The following is a 16,371-nucleotide window of genomic DNA, read 5'->3' on the forward strand; positions in this document are numbered from 1 at the left end:
CCATCTCACTTTCCTGTATTTATGTAGCATGAGTTCCTGGCGGTGCGAGAACAATAAACTCGAGTTTATCATAGAAGGAGGTATCATTTGTGAAGACTTCGTCATTTCTATATGGTGTCATTATCGGTGCCGTGGCATCCCGGATGATTTCCCGGAAAAACGGCATGTTCTTCTCCTCGATGATGAAAGACGCGAATCTTGGCCGGTTTGCGAATACCGCGATGAGTAAAATTCAAGGCAACAAGAGCCAGTTTAGCGGCTCGAGCCGAGAAAGCGTGTCTCCCAGTTCAGGCCGACATGATTCCACTCATTCCAATGGAACTGCAGGGGTACAGGCATCGACTCATTCGAAGGCTGCCAACCTGAAGCAGGTCAAGGATTTCATCCGAAACAACCCTGATGTGAAGACCGAAGTCGAACAGATTTTGAAAGAGACCCACACCGTCATACCGGGTTTGTAAACGGCATCAACCTTTTTGAATCATTCTCGGGGAACGGCCTCACGAATCCCTGTGAATGATTCTTTTTTCTTCAGCTACATATTTACGTGCATTTGTGGGTATTAAATGATAAAATCAATTATATAAAACCATTTTTATCACGTCATAATCCAGACATCATAATTTGTTATAAACTTTTGTTTACGTAAGGAGGATCCTGTCATGAAAATAGAGCGTTTGAGTCAAGATAAGATACGGATTTTCCTCACGTTTGACGATCTGAGTGAGCGTGGGATCCAGAAGGAAGAGATGTGGCAGGAAATACCGAAAGTTTATGACCTGTTTACGGAGATGATGGATCAGGCATACAGTGAACTCGGATTTGATGCCACCGGACCTCTTGCCGTTGAGGTGTTTGCACTGCCTGCCCAGGGCATGGTGGTTATTGTGACGAGAGGGAAATACGATCATCATTTCGGCGGCTTGTCCGAAGAAGATATGCCGGACGAGATTTATGAAATGGAAGTAACGCTGGATCAAAGTGATACCATCGTCTATGTTTTTCAGGATTTTGAAGTGCTCATTGAAGCATCGCATATGTTGAAGGACCTTGTAGGCGGAGCGGGCAAGCTCTATCACTATATGGATAAATGGTTTTTGTACTTCGAGCCCGAGGAATTGGATAGCGAGAAGCTGCCGGCTATAATTGCAATGCTGGCCGAGTTCGGCGAATCCTCTTCGGTGACGGAGGCTGTGCTGGAGGAATACGGGAAGAAAGTGATGCCTCAGCAGGCGGTTGAGGTTATCTGTACACACTTCCAGCGTCAGCATTAATCAATGTGGGCGTGCGTGCCGGACTTCAGGCCCGCAACTAACGGAAGGGGAATTTCAGTGCTGGTGTTCTCGATCATTGCGTCAGCTTTGGCGCCGGGACTCGCATTGCTCACGTATTTTTACCTGAAGGACAGGTATGATCAAGAACCCCTGCACATGGTGATCAAAGTGTTCATGCTAGGGGTTCTGATCGTTTTCCCGGTCATGATTTTGCAGCGGGGAATGATACTATGGCTTGGCGACAATCCGGTAGTCAACTCACTGTTCGTTTCGGCGGGCGTTGAGGAATTTTTAAAATGGTTCGTGATGTATCATATTATTTTTAACCATACGGAATTTGACGAGCCTTATGACGGCATACTATATGCAGTGGCGATATCGCTGGGATTTGCTACGGTAGAGAATTTACTTTACGCTTGGTACAGCCAGGCAGCCTTCGGCCCGATGTTCATGAGGGCGCTGCTGCCCGTTTCGGGACACGCAATGTTTGGCGTTATCATGGGATACTACATGGGACATGCGAGGTTCACGGAAGGGAAACGAAGAAGATTCTTCCTAGTGCTGTCCATGGTTCTGCCTTGGATGTGGCATGGTCTTTATGACCTGATTCTGAATTTGCTGACCCACACATGGGTATGGTTTATCGTTCCGCTAATGGTTCTGCTGTGGTATGGCGGCATGGGCAAAATCTCCAGAGCGAACAACCGCTCTCCTTTCCGCTTCATTAAACGGGAGGAAGAGGTTAATACGTAACAAATCAGGGCACACTTCATTCTATAGACCTTGGCTGACAGCCAGGGAATCATAGAAAGGGAGGTGCCTTTTTTGCGTGTAAAAGTGAAAATTCTTTGCAAGGATTGCGGTGAGCGATTCGTATTGCGCGGAAAGAAGGAGCAGGGCCGGATCGAAACCGGATTTAAGCAGTGCCTGTGCAACAACCGGGATCACTTCGATATTGAGGAAGATTTCTAATTGATGAAGGAATGATCCAGGGATGCATAAGACTTCTTTCTTCTAGTCAAACTAACGGCAGTGAGTAGAAGAAAGGAGACTATCGCATCATGTACAAACGATTAAGCGCTATTCTGTTTCCTGTAGCCACCATATTATTGATCGGGGCTCTGGTTTGGGGATATCAAGAAAATAAAGAAAAGAACGCCATATTGATTAACGCCGAGAACCAGTACCAACGGGCTTTCCATGATTTGTCGTACAATATGGACAGGATTCATGCCGAGCTCGGCAATACGCTTGCGGTCAGCTCGACCTCCCAAGGGATGCACCGGAAGGGGCTGATGAATGTATGGCGCCTGACCAGCGAGGCCCAGAACGAAATCAGCCAACTGCCGCTAACGCTGCTTCCTTTCAACAAAACCGAAGAGTTCCTGTCCCGGATATCGAATTTTGCCTACAAGACGGGCGTGCGCGATTTAACGAAGGAGCCGCTTAGCGAAAATGAAGTCAAAACGTTGAAATCGTTATACGCCAACTCCGGCGAAATCACGAAGGATTTGCAGCATGTGCAGAACAAGGTCATCGCTAACAGTCTGCGCTGGATGGACGTAGAAACGGCCTTGGCTACGAATAAAGTCGAAGATAACTCGATTATTGACGGATTCAAAACGGTGGATAAAAAAGTAGAGGCTTACCCTGAGCTTGATTGGGGACCGTCGGTAAGCAGCATTTACGACAGACGTTCCGTGAAGCAGCTGGCAGGCATGCCGGTCTCGGAGGAGGATGTGAAGCGCAAAGCGTTGAAATTCTCCGACACGGGCAATCAAGCCAACGTACAAGTGACGAAGAACGGTAGCGGCACCGAGTGGGTATCCTACACGGCCAAAGTCAAACACCCGAAGGGCCATATGCTCAGCATGGATTTCACCGAAAAAGGCGGCCAGCTGATCTCCTACACGGATGAACGGAATGTCGGAGCGAAGAGAGCATCCGTTCAGGATGCCATCGACAAAGCCCAGCAATTTCTGACGAAAAAAGGCTATTCCGACATGACGGTCGTATCGGCCGACCAATACGATAACCTGGCCAACTTCTCTTTTGTGCGCGAAGAGGACGGCGTGCTGATTTATCCTGAGAAAATCACCGTGCGCTCGGCGATGGATAACGGTGAGGTCATCGGATTTCAGGCGAGCGACTTTGTTTACGAGCACCAGGTGAAGCGCGATATCCCGCAGCCGAAGCTCAGCCTCGCCGAAGCGGAGAAGGTTCTGAACCCTGAATTCAAGGTGCTCTACCACCGCAAGGCCTTAATCAAAAACGACCGTTCCGAAGATGTGCTGTGTTATGAGTTCGGCGGACGCATCAACGGCTCGCAGTACCGGATTTACATTAATGCGGATACGGGCCTGGAAGAAACGGTCGAGGTCGTTAAGGATGCGCAGGCAGGAATTAAATAGCCGTTTCTTGATGTCATATAAGCCGGTTCAGGGATTTCCTGAATCGGCTTTTTTGCTTGCGGAGAACTGCTGCAAAGCAGCCAGTATAGTGTCTAAGGAATACATCTGTATCCCGGGGAATGACATGAATCGACCGGATTCGAAGATTTTATCCCATGGTCCCGCTCATCCCGTGATATAATGGAAAATAATGATTATGATGAATTAGTGGGTGAGCGCATTGTATCCAAAGATCAACGACGTCCTCTATATCCAGTTGGATACGGGGGATGAGAAGGAAGCCAGCATTGTATACAAATCCCGCATTTCCGACATGGATGACGAATCGATGTATATGGAGGTTCCGCTTCAGGAAGGAACGGGGAGGCTGAAGAAGCTGTATATTGGGGACGAGCTTTCCGCTTATTTTTTGACGGAGGGCGGAGTCAAGAACTTCTTCAATTCCTATGTCCTGAGTCACCATGAAGACGTTATACGCCTGGTTCGCATCAAAAAGCCGGAGCCGGATCAGATCACGAAGGTGCAGAGAAGGAGCTTTCTGAGGGTACAAGCCGAGCTCGAGTTAGCGGTGATGGCCAAAGACGGCACGCGGTTGTTGACCAAAACCGATGATGTCGGCGGAGGAGGGGTATCCTTTTACCTGGAACCCGACAAATCGTTTGCGGAAGGGAGCTTGTTAAGCTGCTGGATCCTTATTCCGTTCAAGAACGGATCGGTGGAGCATGTCCCTTTTGAAGGCGAAGTTGTCAGGGTCAAGCAGCTGCCAGGCAATCGAAGCATCGTCATGCTGAAGTTTAATCAGATCGTAGATATGGAGCGTCAGAAGCTGATTCGTTATTGCTTTGAGCGCCAGTTTGATTTTCGCAACCGTTGATGCATAAAATGGACAAGCCGGTGGCACACTAGCGGAAAATTTTGTGTCGGAAGGAACGTGTGCTTATGTCCCAGGCATCTAACGATCAAAATCAGCTGCGGCGAAAAACTAGGCAGGATCCCATGCCGGGCGATAAAGGACAAGCTCTTCATGACCGATACGGTCAAGTGCTGCTTAAGCTGCTGATAGGGCTCGCATTCGCTTTGGTGATCGTCCAGCTGCTATTGCATTATGAACCAAGCCGGCCCTACCTTTCGCCGATTCAGCAGATGGAGGGCGTTCCCGTTAATGAGCCAAATGTAAACGATTGGATGGGAGAAAACACCCCTTCTCTTTTGCATCGCTCTAGCTAGTGTGGTATAATTTTCACGTCGCAGGCGGGCGCCTGCTTTTTTCTTGAAATATGAGATCGTGCCTTGTTTATCTCGGACTTTCTTGTATATTTTCACTAGAGGAACGGTGATCCCGTCCCTGATCGGATGGTAAGCCCTTTCGATTTCGAGGTATATGTTTGAGGAGGAATGCCCCGTTGGTTATGCAGGGGACAGGTTATCGCGACAGAATTAATATTGCCATCGACGGTCCGGCAGGCGCGGGCAAAAGCACGGTAGCGCGTATGGTAGCCAGCAGGCTGCAGTACATCTACGTGGATACCGGCGCCATGTACAGGGCAGTCACCTGGTTCATGCTGAACCAAGGGATTTCTCCGGAAAATCCCGAAAAAGTGCTTCAACATGCACAAAACATGGTGATTGAATTAAAACCGCATGAAAATGGTCAAATGGTTTGGCTGAACGGGGAAGACGTCACGCCATATATTCGTTCACATCAGGTTAGTGCAGTGGTATCCCAATATGCACGAATCGAAGGTTTGCGAATAAAGCTTGTCCGTTTACAGCAGCAAATGGCACTGGATAAGGGCGTTGTCATGGATGGACGCGACATCGGCACGACGGTTTTGCCGGATGCTGAGGTGAAGATTTTCATGACGGCCAGTGTCAAGGAACGTGCGCTCCGCCGCTTCCATGAGTTAAGTGATGAAGGCATAACGCTGGAACAATTGGAAAGAGATATCGCAGAACGCGACAGGCTGGACCAGGAACGTGAAGTGTCCCCGCTCCGATGCGCAGAGGATGCCATCATACTGGATACGACGCATATGGATATCCATCAGGTTGTCGAAGCGATTCTTTCATATTGCGAAACTTAATGGGGATGGGGAGAAATAGGCATGATTTACGTTTTTTGCAGAGCGGTGGTCCGCGGTTTGTTCGCTATTCTCTACAGATTCGAATCTGTCGGCGTACATAACATACCTTCGGAAGGCGGCGTGCTAATCTGCAGCAATCACATTAGCGTACGAGATCCGATTTCTGTCGGCATTCACGTCAAGCGCCAGGTGAAGTTCATGGCCAAAGCCGAGCTGTTCAACATTCCGGTGTTCGGATGGCTGGTTCGTCAGCTTGGGGCCTTTCCGGTTAAGCGCGGCGGCGTAAGTAAAGATTCCATCAAAACAGCTCTTACGATCTTGCGTTCGGGCGAGATTATGGGAATCTTCCCTGAAGGCACGCGCAATTCGGATGCAACCGCGGCGAAACGTGGCGCGGCAAGCTTCGCTCTCCGCAGTGGGGCAACGGTCGTACCGGCTGCCATCATTGGAGACTACAAGCCGTTCCGAAAGGTAAAAATCATCTACGGCGCACCCGTGGATCTGTCCCGGTTCGAAGGTGACAAGTCACCGGAGGCACTGGATGGGGCAACCGAATTGATCATGGCCAAGATTCACGAAATGCAGGCCAGCGGCAAACCAACCGAGAACTGATTTATTCGCTCCATGCATAAAAAGCATGGGAAGGTTGGAAAGATACTACAGCAATTATGTTTTGAACTTCGCGAATGCGAGTTTAAATAAATGGGGTTTGAATTGAGGAGGTTATTTGACATGTCGGAAGAAACAAGAAATCAAGAGGCTGCTGAAAACCAAGAGCAGCTGGACCAAATCGTATCCTTGAAAAAAGGGGACACCGTGAAAGGGACGATCGTCAAACTGGAGGACAACCAAGCTTACGTAAGCATTGGATATAAATATGACGGCGTAATTCCTGTTCGCGAACTGTCTTCTGTACAGCTTGATAATGCATCGGATGCGGTTCAGGTTGGCCAAGAGGTAGAGTGCAAGGTCGTTAGCATCAACGACGACAAGGAAAGTCTGGTTCTTTCCAAGCGCGCGATCGACACCGAGAATTCTTGGGATGAGCTTGAGAAGCATTTTGCGGATCAGGACGTATTCGAAGTAACGGTGGCCGACGTGGTTAAAGGCGGACTCGTAGCCGATGTCGGCGCACGCGGCTTTATTCCTGCTTCCATGGTCGAGCGTCATTTCGTTGAAGACTTCAGCGATTACAAAGGCCGCACGCTTCGCGTAAAAGTGAAAGAGCTGGACCGCGAGAACAACAAAGTGATTCTTTCCCAGAAGGACGTTCTGGAAGAAGAGTTCGAAGCGAACAAACAAAAAGTGATGTCCGAGCTTCAAGACGGACAAGTGCTGGAAGGCACCGTGCAACGCCTCACGCAATTCGGCGCATTCGTTGACGTTGGCGGCGTGGACGGTTTGGTTCACGTATCCGAGATCGCTTGGAGCCATGTTGACAAGCCATCCGATGTATTGTCCGAAGGCGATCAAGTGCGCGTGAAAGTGCTGAAAGTGGATCCTGAAAAAGGCAAAATCAGCCTCAGCATCAAAGCGGCTGCTCCGGGTCCTTGGGAAACAGCTGGCGAGCAATTCAACACGGGCGACATCGTAACGGGCGTCGTAAAACGTCTGGTTACTTTCGGAGCTTTCGTTGAATTGGCACCGGGCGTAGAAGGTTTGGTTCATATCTCCCAAATCTCCCACAAGCATATCGGTACTCCGCAAGAAGTACTGAAGGAAGGCCAAGAAGTTCAGGTTAAAGTACTTGACATCAACACTTCCGAGCAGCGTATCAGCCTGAGCATCAAAGAAACCGAAGAAGCGCCAGCTCAAGCTCCGCGAGCTGAAAAACCGTCCAAAGGTCCTAAAATCGACCTGAAAGACAACCCGAACGTTTCTTTGAACAACCAAGGCATGAGCGTTACGCTTGGCGAGCGTTTCGGCGATAAGCTGAGCAAATTCAAGTAAGCCCGGGAACAGTTTTGTTCGGTCTATTGACCTATCATAACGAAGTCGGCGAACCCAGAAATCTGGGTTCGCCATTTGTTTTTTTAGGGGACGAACGTTTACGGATGTTGTAACATGGGGTAGAGCATAATAGAAATGCAGATGAAAGGTTAGCCAATTGTAACGTTTTTTGCTATGATGATAATCGTAAGAATTGACAGGAGGAGTGACTATGGCAAGACCCGTAGTGGCTATCGTCGGAAGGCCTAACGTCGGTAAATCCACCATATTTAACCGATTGATCGGCGACAGATTAGCCATCGTTGAAGATAAACCGGGGATTACCCGTGACCGGATTTACGGCAGTGCCGAATGGAACGGTAAAGCGTTCAGTGTCATCGATACAGGCGGTATCGAAATCGACGGCGATGACATGATTTTGAAATCCATACGCATGCAAGCCGAGCTTGCGATTGAAGAAGCGGATGTCATCGTATTTATGTGCGATGCGAAGACGGGGGTTACCCAATCGGACGAGGAAGTTGCACAGATTCTGTTCCGTTCCGGTAAACCTGTCATACTCAGCGTAAACAAAGTGGATAATTTGAAGCGCGCTGATGATATCTATGAGTTCTATTCCCTCGGATTTGGCGATCCTGTCGGGATATCAGGCAGCCACGGCACAGGGATCGGCGATCTCTTGGACGTTGTCGTCGAGAACCTGCCGGAACTGGAAGACGACGAATATGACGAGGATGTTATTCGTGTCGCCTTGATCGGCAGACCGAATGTGGGCAAATCTTCTCTCGTCAATGCCATTCTGGGAGAAGAGCGCGTCATTGTCAGTGACGTTGCGGGCACGACCCGCGATGCGATCGATACGCCATTCGAGAAAGACGGGCAGCGGTACGTCCTCATCGATACGGCGGGCATGCGCAAACGCGGAAAAGTGTATGAAACCACCGAGAAATACAGCGTCATGCGGGCCATGCGGGCCATCGAGCGGGCGGATGTCGTTCTCGTGCTCATCAACGGGGAAGAAGGCATTATCGAGCAGGACAAGCATATCGCCGGTTATGCCTATGAGGCCGGTAAAGCGTCTTTATTTGTCGTCAACAAATGGGATATGGTCGAAAAAGACGACAAGACGATGCAGCAGTTCGAGAAAAAGATCCGGGACCATTTCCTGTTCATGACCTATGCGCCGGTTGTATTCTTGTCGGCCAAGACGAAGCAGCGGCTACAGAAGCTGCTCCCTGTCGTTAAACATGTGGCCGATCAGCATTCCCTTCGCGTGCAGACGCATTTGCTAAACGATGTCATATCCGATGCGATTGCGATCAACCCGCCTCCAACGGATAAGGGAAGAAGATTGCGCATTAACTATTCAACACAGGTGGCGGTCAAGCCGCCGACCATGGTCGTATTCGTCAACGATCCGGAATTGATGCACTTCTCATATGAGCGTTACCTTGAGAACAAGATTCGGGCCGCTTTTGACTTTGAAGGTACACCCATCAGGATATTTACTCGAAGAAAGTCTGATGAGAGTTAGGGGAGAATAGCTTGATTCTGGAGATCGTAGCGATTGTAGTTTGTTATTTACTTGGTTCGGTAAGCTTTAGCGTACTGCTTGCCAAAATCCTGAAAGGGATCGACATTCGTCAGCATGGCAGCGGGAACGCCGGGGCAACCAATACCCTTCGCGTCCTGGGAAAAGGACCTGCCATTCTGGTATTGGCTTTGGATGTAATTAAGGGCATCGCTGCGGTTTGGATCGGACGATGGCTCGGGGGAGACAATGCGTGGCTGCCGGGATTATGCGGCATTGCCGCCATCATCGGTCATAATTGGCCTCTTTACTTCCGCTTTCGAGGCGGCAAAGGAATTGCAACCGCCATTGGGGTGCTTGCTACGCTCTGCTTCATTCCAGCGCTTATAGCAGGCGTTATCGCCATTCTATCCATTGTTTTTACCCGTTATGTATCTTTGGGTTCCCTTATTTTTGTAGTGCTTACCCCTGTTTTCCTCTTGATCGCGGATTATTCCTGGCCGATCTTTTGGACAAGCTTGATCATATGCGTATTCGCCTTCTGGCGTCATCGCTCGAACATCGTGAAGCTTGTACAGGGACGTGAAAACAAGCTTGGTTCCGGAAAAGGAAAGGACAAAGGAGGGAAGCGCGTTGTCTGACAAAGTCGCTGTTCTGGTGGCAGGCAGTTGGGGAACCGCTTTGGCAAGTGTTCTCGCTTCGAATGATCTGGATGTTGTCGTCTGGACGAGAACGGAGGAACAGACCCGTGAAATTAACGAACTGCATACCAACAACCGTTATTTGCCCGGTGTGGAGTTATCTTCGAACATTCGCGCCACGACCGATATGGAAGAGGCGGTCTCTTCGGCTGCTGCTGTGGTTATCGTTGCACCGTCGTCCGCTATGCGGGAGGTTTCGGGCCAGCTAAAGCAGTATTGGAGCGAAGATATGCTGGTGATTCACGCAACCAAAGGATTCGAGATTGAATCCCTGAAGCGGATGTCAACCGTCATATCCGAAGAGCTGGGCTGCGAGGAAGGTCGCGTAGTCGTACTATCAGGACCCAGCCATGCGGAGGAAGTGGTGAGACGCTGCCCTACAACGGTCGTTGTGGCATCCTTGGACGCCAAGGCCGCCGCCGCCGCCCAGGATCTGTTTATGAACACGTATTTCAGAGTGTACACGAACCGGGATATGATCGGCGTGGAATTGGCCGGAGCGCTGAAGAATATTATCGCTTTGGGCGCCGGCATGTCCGACGGATTGGGCTTCGGCGACAACGCCAAGGCGGCGCTTATTACGAGGGGATTGGCAGAAATTTTGCGAATCGGCATGGAGATGGGCGCGAATCCGCTGACGTTTGCCGGGCTTGCCGGGATCGGCGACCTCGTGGTTACCGCTACGAGCCAGCACAGCCGGAACTGGCGTGCAGGATCGATGCTTGGGCAGGGCAAGAAGCTTGATGAGGTTCTCGCATCCATGGGGATGGTGGTGGAAGGAATACGCACGACCAAAGCCGCGCATGCCATTTCCGAGAAATACGGGGTGCAGATGCCGATTGCCGACCAGCTGTACCATGTGTTGTTTAAAGACCGGAATCCCCGCGTGGCCGTGGAAGCCTTAATGGGCCGGGACCCCAAGACCGAGATGGAAATGATGCCGCTCGAGACTTGGGAGCAATGGCACACCTAGCTTATTCACCATTCCGAGGATTGACTCATATATTGATGTGAGGATGTCGGAGGAGGGGTGGAAATGAGCAAAAGCTTTCACAAGGATGTACTGAATGCGATTAACAAGAAAAGCGGTAAGAAAATTTCTTCAGGGGCTGTCAATAAGCTGGCTAGCACGGTTAAGCCGTCTACTATGCAAAATGAAGCCCAGCTCCGCCAGCTGATCAAGCAGGTATCTGCTATGGCGAACATACCTGTCAGCGAGGACACGATTCAGGAAATTGTCGGAGCGGTGAAGAAGAGCGGCATGAATCCGAGCAATATGGAAGCCTTGATGAAAATGATGATGAACAAATAAGATATGCTGATCATGAACAAAAGACGCATCCTTTGCGGGAATGCGGCTTTTGTTCTTTTTTTCGCCATACTCAGGGTGAGGCACTATCATTTTCGTGATATAATAGGTTGAATAATTTGAAGAGAGATTGGAGAGTTTCGTGACATGGATCCGATGCAAAAGATGTGGCTGTCCCTTGTCGCATTATTGATTATGGCGCTGTCCGTCATCGTGGTTACGCTTGCGCGAAGCAAGACCAAAGGTTTTCTGCGCGGCACGCTATCATTTGTGGCCTTTATGATGATGATTTTCGGTTTTATTATCGGACTGGCTTCCATCATTTAATATGGGAAGCCGCTTCCGGGATGATACGGTAAAGGGGTGCAGCATGACGCTGAATGATCTGCCGGAATTGGAGAAGGCGTTAGCTACCGCCATTCACAAACTGAATCAGGCGCCTGTCGCTTGGCTGCTGGGTGGAAGCTGCTGCTTGCTCCTTCAGGGCGTAGAATTAGGCAAGCCGCCGAGGGATATCGATATTTACGCCGATGCAGGGGGGATTCAGCCGCTGCATGAGACGCTGGCCCTTCTGGCAGTAGACGCTCCCCGGCTGGATCAGGAAGGGATATATTCTTCCATTCTGAGCCACTATGAATTAGAGAAAGTCCCGATTGAACTTGTAGGCGGATTTGAAGTGAATTCGGAGGGTTCCTCCTATCGCGTTGAAATCGATCAATTGCTCTATCCTGCAGCGCCAGCGCGTCACATACGGGACGTCACGGTACGGCTGATGCCGTTATCCCATGAACTGGTGTTTAATGTGCTTCGAGACAGACCGGATCGTTACGATGCCATTGCGGAGACGATGTTGAGGGATATGAACCAATATTTGCCGCTGCTTCAGCGGTTGTTAAGCCGAAATCGGTTGAGCGAGGAACATCGGATGGTATTGAAGCGATTAATCGGACTACAGCCATAGCATGGTAATCGAACCGGCAGCATGGAAGAGCGGGTACATAAGAAAAGGAGCGGTTTACCGTTGGAGTACGAGGTATTATTTCTGCCGGATCAGAAGAAGGTCAAGGTTCGTCCGAACACGAATGTGCTGGATGCCTCGCGTCGTGCCGGTGTACGCATTCCGACCCGTTGCGGAGGCAAAGCAGGCTGTCTGATGTGCAAGATCCTGGTACCGGATGAGGAACGCGGACATTGCTCTGCTCCTGAGACCAAGGAAATCAGGAAGCTGGGAACGTCGATGATGGAACAAGGCTACCGGTTATCCTGCCAGACGAGGATTACGAGCCATTTGAAGGTGATAATCCCCGAGGATCCCCTTAAAGCCGCGATACGCAAGCAGCTGGAGGCAGCGAGGAACCGGGAGTCCGATGACTTTATTTAAAACGAAGGATGATGTTAGTTGAGTATGAACACTTGGATGACCCAAGCGGCTGGCCGTACGAAGCGGATGTCTGCCGTCTTAGTCCTGGTGCTGTTTCCAATGTTGCTGACAGGTTGTCTATATCCTGACGAGAAGCTGCAGGAGAACAAGGTTTCCTATAGGGAAAGTGTCAAACGGATTCAGTCGGCCGTGGACGATTTTTATCAAGAGCAAGGAATTCTGCCGATCATTACGGCAGGCGCGGAAATTCCGAAGTATGAGAAATACCGGGTCGATTTGGATCAGCTGAAGGGCCGAGGATATATCGATCAAATTCCGGATACGGCTTTCGAGAAAGGCGGCAGCGGTTATTTCCTCATTATTAATGAGGAAACCGAACCGACCGTGAAAGTTATGGACTTAACAACGGCTCAGAAGGTGAATGACGTTCAGCGAGCCGTGAATCTGTACAAAATGGCGAATGACAACGCCCTTCCGGCAGGGGAAGCCCTCTACCCGGGTTATACGGCGGTGGATTTGTCGAAAACCGAGGCCAAATCCCTTAAGTTAATGAGTGTATACTCGGGCCAGGAAATGCCTTTTATGATGGATGAAGAGGGCACGGTGTACGCCGATTATGCCTTTGATATTATGCAGGCTATCCAGAAAAACGGCTCCGAGCCCAAAGAAGGAGAGGATTTACGGGTGTTTCTGGAGAAAGAATCCTATTATGTACCCGTTAAATCCGTACCCTATGCATGGAAGGACGGGCAGCCTGTGGCTCAGCCCCTATCCTAAACCCGTACCCGCCGATATCGGCGGGTATTTTTTTAGTCCCGCCTGGTTGCCGGTTTCTGCCTGAAGAATGAGGTACGGCAGCCATAAGGCGGGTCTACTTTTTTATCCTCGAGTCTCTTCTTGGATCGTTTTTTCGAATAGGGCTGAATCTCTTTGGAATATCTAGTAAAGCCTGCGCATATTCATAATCTGAAAGAGTAGTGCGGGCAAGAGCCGGTTGCCCACATCATGAGGCACTAGAAAGCGTCTGAAAGGCGTGACAGCGCGAAGACAGACCGTGCCCCGAGTGGTGGTTTTTCTTACGGTATTCGATTGCGTGTCTGGCAGTTGCAGGCATATTCGATATCTTAAAAAAAACTGGACGGACTTTAAGGGGCAACCGTCATATTTTTGAACCCGGTACATATGATGTTACTAGTCCAAATGCATGTACGAGTTACGCCGCTTTGCCGTTTCCATCCAAACTCATGGAATACCGGCGGCGGGATGCTGGCGACATTGTAAAGGCTGCTCATCTGTTGCAATGGCTTTGGCTATGAGTGGAACACGAAGCGGATGCTCTTAAAGCATTTTTCCTTCGGAGTAATTTGAGGAGGGGATCTCTTTTGGAAAAAGTGGACATTTTTAAGGACATTGCCGAACGGACCGGAGGGGACATTTACTTAGGTGTTGTCGGTGCCGTCCGTACGGGAAAATCAACGTTCATCAAGCGGTTTATGGAGACGGTTGTTCTCCCGAACATTACGAACGAGGCGGATCGAGTAAGAGCTGTCGATGAGCTGCCTCAAAGTGCTGCAGGGAAAACGATCATGACGACCGAGCCGAAATTCGTGCCGAACAACGCGGTACAAATCAAGGTTACGGATGGCCTTGAGGTCAACGTAAGATTGGTCGATTGTGTTGGTTATGCCGTTGAAGGCGCCAAGGGTTACGAGGACGAGAATGGCCCGAGAATGATCTCGACGCCATGGTTCGAAGAGCCGATTCCGTTCCAGGAAGCGGCCGAAATCGGAACCCGCAAAGTCATTCAGGAGCACTCCACGCTTGGCGTCGTTGTCACGACGGACGGAAGCATTGCGGAGATCCCGCGAAGCTCTTATGTTGAGGCCGAGGAGCGCGTCATCGAGGAACTGAAGGAAGTCGGCAAGCCGTTTGTTGTTGTCATTAACTCGACGCGTCCCCGCAGCGAAGAAGCCCTTCAGCTGCGCAATGAGCTGGCAGAGAAATACGATATTCCGGTCATGACGCTGAGTGCGGCTACCATGACCGATGATGACGTGACCGGTGTGCTTCGTGAGGTATTGTATGAGTTCCCGGTGCATGAAGTGAATGTCAATCTGCCTAGCTGGGTTATGGTGCTTAACGAGAACCACTGGCTCCGCAGCAACTATGAAAACTCGGTGAGAGATACCGTGAAAGATATCCGCCGTCTGCGTGACGTGGATCGTGTGGTTAGCCAGTTCATGGAATATGATTTCATCAACCACGCCGGACTCAGTGGCATGAATATGGGTCAGGGCGTTGCCGAGATCGACCTCTTCGCGCCTGACGAACTGTATGACCGGATCTTGATGGAGGTCGTGGGTGTCGAGATCCGAGGCAAGGATCATCTGCTGCAGCTGATGCAGGAGTTCTCCCATGCCAAACGGGAATACGACCGCTTCGCCGAAGCGCTTGAGATGGTCAAAACGACGGGGTACGGCATCGCCGCTCCTTCCCTGGCCGAGATGGCGCTTGATGAGCCTGAGCTCATCCGTCAAGGCACCCGCTTCGGGGTAAGATTGAAAGCGACCGCGCCATCCATTCATATGATTCGGGTGGACGTGGAATCCGAGTTCTCGCCGATCATCGGCACGGAGAAGCAGAGCGAGGAGCTTGTGCGCTACCTGATGCAGGACTTCGAGAACGATCCGATCAAAATTTGGGAATCCGACATATTCGGACGCTCGCTGCACTCGATCGTCCGTGAAGGAATCCAAGGAAAAATCGCGATGATGCCAGACAATGCCAGATACAAATTGCAGGAAACCTTGGGTCGCATCATTAACGAAGGCTCCGGCGGTTTGATCGCAATCATTCTTTAAGTGGGCGCCGAAAAGGAGTTGAAAATGCAGTCGCTAACGGGTCAAAAGTCCCGATTAGCGGCTGTTTTTCATGTTTTCTTTGGCCCAGCAAAGCAAAACGCTTGAAATTATGAGATGGCTGTATTACTATAAATTTGTTCCGCGTCATGCATTCTAAACGCGAGATAGGGGTAAAATACCCGATTGCACGTATAATTTGCGGTAAAACGGAAACAGTGAATAGCAAGTGGAGCACATTCCTTGTTAGGGAGGTGAAAGAATGAATAAATCGGATCTGATTACACAAGTAGCTGAATCTACTGAGCTTTCCAAGAAAGATGCAACTAAAGCGGTTGATGCCGTTTTCGATGCAATCTCCGAAGCATTGCAAAGTGGAGACAAGGTACAACTAGTCGGTTTTGGCAACTTCGAGGTTCGCGAGCGTTCCGCACGGAAAGGCCGCAACCCGCAAACAGGTGAAGAAATCGAAATCCCTGCGAGCAAAATTCCTGCATTTAAACCTGGTAAAGCGCTCAAAGACGGAATCAAATAAAGATTTCTACATATTACCTAAGAGCACAGGTCGTGAATTCGTTCACGGCCTTTTCTTTTAGGCTTACGGCGAGGAGGCCTGGAAAATGGAGAACGTTCAGAACGGCGATTATTTTATTGTCAAAGCGCTGGACCATGGCGTGCAGGTAATCGGTCTTACCCGCGGTCAGGATACCCGCTTTCATCATACCGAGAAGCTGGACAAAGGCGAAGTCATCATCGCCCAGTTCACGGATCATACGTCCGCGGTGAAAATACGCGGCAAAGCCGAGATCATGACCAAGCACGGGAAGATCGAATCCGGCATCTGAGGAAAATCAACATATAGAAAAAGCCCC

General features: G+C 50.1%; 21 protein-coding genes. All 21 read left to right on the forward strand.

Features of this window, described 5'->3' with window-relative positions:
* Window positions 1-89 precede the first annotated feature (89 nt).
* The 21 genes from MHH82_RS11285 (at window position 90) to mtrB (ending at window position 16,344) form a co-directional block, all read left to right on the forward strand.
* Window positions 90-461 (forward strand): hypothetical protein, encoded by a 372-nt coding sequence (locus MHH82_RS11285; RefSeq protein ID WP_015734509.1) that lies wholly within the window; start codon window positions 90-92, stop codon window positions 459-461.
* A 201-nt stretch (window positions 462-662) separates the two neighbouring features.
* Entirely contained in the window at window positions 663-1,274 is a 612-nt protein-coding gene (locus MHH82_RS11290) for a genetic competence negative regulator (protein ID WP_015734510.1), read from the forward strand.
* Window positions 1,275-1,331: 57 nt separating this feature from the next.
* Window positions 1,332-2,027, forward strand: coding sequence for a glutamic-type intramembrane protease PrsW (gene prsW / locus MHH82_RS11295; RefSeq protein ID WP_009595146.1), 696 nt, complete (start codon window positions 1,332-1,334; stop codon window positions 2,025-2,027).
* A 72-nt stretch (window positions 2,028-2,099) separates the two neighbouring features.
* Entirely contained in the window at window positions 2,100-2,246 is a 147-nt protein-coding gene (locus MHH82_RS11300) for a hypothetical protein (protein WP_009595221.1), read from the forward strand.
* An 89-nt stretch (window positions 2,247-2,335) separates the two neighbouring features.
* A complete protein-coding gene (gene ypeB, locus MHH82_RS11305) occupies window positions 2,336-3,685 on the forward strand; it encodes a germination protein YpeB (protein WP_015734512.1) in 1,350 nt (449 codons plus the stop codon).
* Between the two features lie 211 nt (window positions 3,686-3,896).
* Window positions 3,897-4,559 (forward strand): flagellar brake protein, encoded by a 663-nt coding sequence (locus tag MHH82_RS11310; protein WP_015734514.1) that lies wholly within the window; start codon window positions 3,897-3,899, stop codon window positions 4,557-4,559.
* Window positions 4,560-4,624: 65 nt separating this feature from the next.
* Window positions 4,625-4,912, forward strand: coding sequence for a DUF5359 family protein (locus tag MHH82_RS11315; RefSeq protein ID WP_036665709.1), 288 nt, complete (start codon window positions 4,625-4,627; stop codon window positions 4,910-4,912).
* Window positions 4,913-5,094: 182 nt separating this feature from the next.
* On the forward strand, window positions 5,095-5,769 hold the full coding sequence (gene cmk / locus MHH82_RS11320; RefSeq protein ID WP_251498699.1) for a (d)CMP kinase: 675 nt from the start codon (window positions 5,095-5,097) through the stop codon (window positions 5,767-5,769).
* A 21-nt stretch (window positions 5,770-5,790) separates the two neighbouring features.
* Entirely contained in the window at window positions 5,791-6,381 is a 591-nt protein-coding gene (locus MHH82_RS11325) for a lysophospholipid acyltransferase family protein (RefSeq protein ID WP_145035542.1), read from the forward strand.
* Window positions 6,382-6,501: 120 nt separating this feature from the next.
* A complete protein-coding gene (gene rpsA, locus MHH82_RS11330) occupies window positions 6,502-7,719 on the forward strand; it encodes a 30S ribosomal protein S1 (protein ID WP_015734518.1) in 1,218 nt (405 codons plus the stop codon).
* Between the two features lie 211 nt (window positions 7,720-7,930).
* Window positions 7,931-9,253: a ribosome biogenesis GTPase Der gene (der, locus tag MHH82_RS11335; RefSeq protein ID WP_009595099.1), complete on the forward strand. Its 1,323-nt coding sequence runs from the start codon at window positions 7,931-7,933 to the stop codon at window positions 9,251-9,253.
* Window positions 9,254-9,264: 11 nt separating this feature from the next.
* Complete coding sequence (plsY, locus tag MHH82_RS11340; protein WP_015734519.1) at window positions 9,265-9,891, forward strand: glycerol-3-phosphate 1-O-acyltransferase PlsY; 627 nt, start codon at window positions 9,265-9,267, stop codon at window positions 9,889-9,891.
* Window positions 9,884-10,924: an NAD(P)H-dependent glycerol-3-phosphate dehydrogenase gene (locus tag MHH82_RS11345; protein WP_015734520.1), complete on the forward strand. Its 1,041-nt coding sequence runs from the start codon at window positions 9,884-9,886 to the stop codon at window positions 10,922-10,924. The genes plsY and MHH82_RS11345 overlap by 8 nt, the downstream gene beginning before the upstream one ends.
* Before the next feature lie 63 nt (window positions 10,925-10,987).
* The gene (locus MHH82_RS11350; protein WP_009595189.1) at window positions 10,988-11,263 is read left to right on the forward strand and encodes a stage VI sporulation protein F; all 276 of its coding nucleotides are present in this window, start codon (window positions 10,988-10,990) and stop codon (window positions 11,261-11,263) included.
* Window positions 11,264-11,407: 144 nt separating this feature from the next.
* Window positions 11,408-11,587, forward strand: coding sequence for a DUF2768 family protein (locus MHH82_RS11355; protein ID WP_006209457.1), 180 nt, complete (start codon window positions 11,408-11,410; stop codon window positions 11,585-11,587).
* Window positions 11,588-11,630: 43 nt separating this feature from the next.
* On the forward strand, window positions 11,631-12,221 hold the full coding sequence (locus MHH82_RS11360; RefSeq protein WP_251493930.1) for a hypothetical protein: 591 nt from the start codon (window positions 11,631-11,633) through the stop codon (window positions 12,219-12,221).
* A 60-nt stretch (window positions 12,222-12,281) separates the two neighbouring features.
* On the forward strand, window positions 12,282-12,641 hold the full coding sequence (locus MHH82_RS11365) for a 2Fe-2S iron-sulfur cluster-binding protein (RefSeq protein WP_009595225.1): 360 nt from the start codon (window positions 12,282-12,284) through the stop codon (window positions 12,639-12,641).
* Between the two features lie 24 nt (window positions 12,642-12,665).
* The gene (locus MHH82_RS11370) at window positions 12,666-13,418 is read left to right on the forward strand and encodes a hypothetical protein (protein ID WP_096773276.1); all 753 of its coding nucleotides are present in this window, start codon (window positions 12,666-12,668) and stop codon (window positions 13,416-13,418) included.
* 605 nt (window positions 13,419-14,023) lie between these two features.
* A complete protein-coding gene (gene spoIVA, locus MHH82_RS11375; RefSeq protein ID WP_009595160.1) occupies window positions 14,024-15,502 on the forward strand; it encodes a stage IV sporulation protein A in 1,479 nt (492 codons plus the stop codon).
* 259 nt (window positions 15,503-15,761) lie between these two features.
* A complete protein-coding gene (locus tag MHH82_RS11380; RefSeq protein WP_006209463.1) occupies window positions 15,762-16,034 on the forward strand; it encodes an HU family DNA-binding protein in 273 nt (90 codons plus the stop codon).
* An 85-nt stretch (window positions 16,035-16,119) separates the two neighbouring features.
* Entirely contained in the window at window positions 16,120-16,344 is a 225-nt protein-coding gene (gene mtrB, locus MHH82_RS11385; protein WP_009595134.1) for a trp RNA-binding attenuation protein MtrB, read from the forward strand.
* The last annotated feature ends 27 nt before the right edge of the window (window positions 16,345-16,371 follow it).

Source organism: Bacillus sp. FSL K6-6540 (assembly GCF_038007545.1).

Bases quoted from the DNA above. Each gene is read 5' to 3' on its own strand.
- MHH82_RS11290 (WP_015734510.1), top strand. From the start codon at position 663: ATGAAAATAGAGCGTTTGAGTCAAGATAAGATACGGATTTTCCTCACG.
- ypeB (WP_015734512.1), top strand. From the start codon at position 2,336: ATGTACAAACGATTAAGCGCTATTCTGTTTCCTGTAGCCACCATATTA.
- MHH82_RS11315 (WP_036665709.1), top strand. From the start codon at position 4,625: ATGTCCCAGGCATCTAACGATCAAAATCAGCTGCGGCGAAAAACTAGG.
- cmk (WP_251498699.1), top strand. From the start codon at position 5,095: ATGCAGGGGACAGGTTATCGCGACAGAATTAATATTGCCATCGACGGT.
- MHH82_RS11325 (WP_145035542.1), top strand. From the start codon at position 5,791: ATGATTTACGTTTTTTGCAGAGCGGTGGTCCGCGGTTTGTTCGCTATT.
- rpsA (WP_015734518.1), top strand. From the start codon at position 6,502: ATGTCGGAAGAAACAAGAAATCAAGAGGCTGCTGAAAACCAAGAGCAG.
- der (WP_009595099.1), top strand. From the start codon at position 7,931: ATGGCAAGACCCGTAGTGGCTATCGTCGGAAGGCCTAACGTCGGTAAA.
- MHH82_RS11350 (WP_009595189.1), top strand. From the start codon at position 10,988: ATGAGCAAAAGCTTTCACAAGGATGTACTGAATGCGATTAACAAGAAA.
- MHH82_RS11355 (WP_006209457.1), top strand. From the start codon at position 11,408: ATGGATCCGATGCAAAAGATGTGGCTGTCCCTTGTCGCATTATTGATT.
- MHH82_RS11360 (WP_251493930.1), top strand. From the start codon at position 11,631: ATGACGCTGAATGATCTGCCGGAATTGGAGAAGGCGTTAGCTACCGCC.
- MHH82_RS11370 (WP_096773276.1), top strand. From the start codon at position 12,666: ATGAACACTTGGATGACCCAAGCGGCTGGCCGTACGAAGCGGATGTCT.
- MHH82_RS11380 (WP_006209463.1), top strand. From the start codon at position 15,762: ATGAATAAATCGGATCTGATTACACAAGTAGCTGAATCTACTGAGCTT.
- mtrB (WP_009595134.1), top strand. From the start codon at position 16,120: ATGGAGAACGTTCAGAACGGCGATTATTTTATTGTCAAAGCGCTGGAC.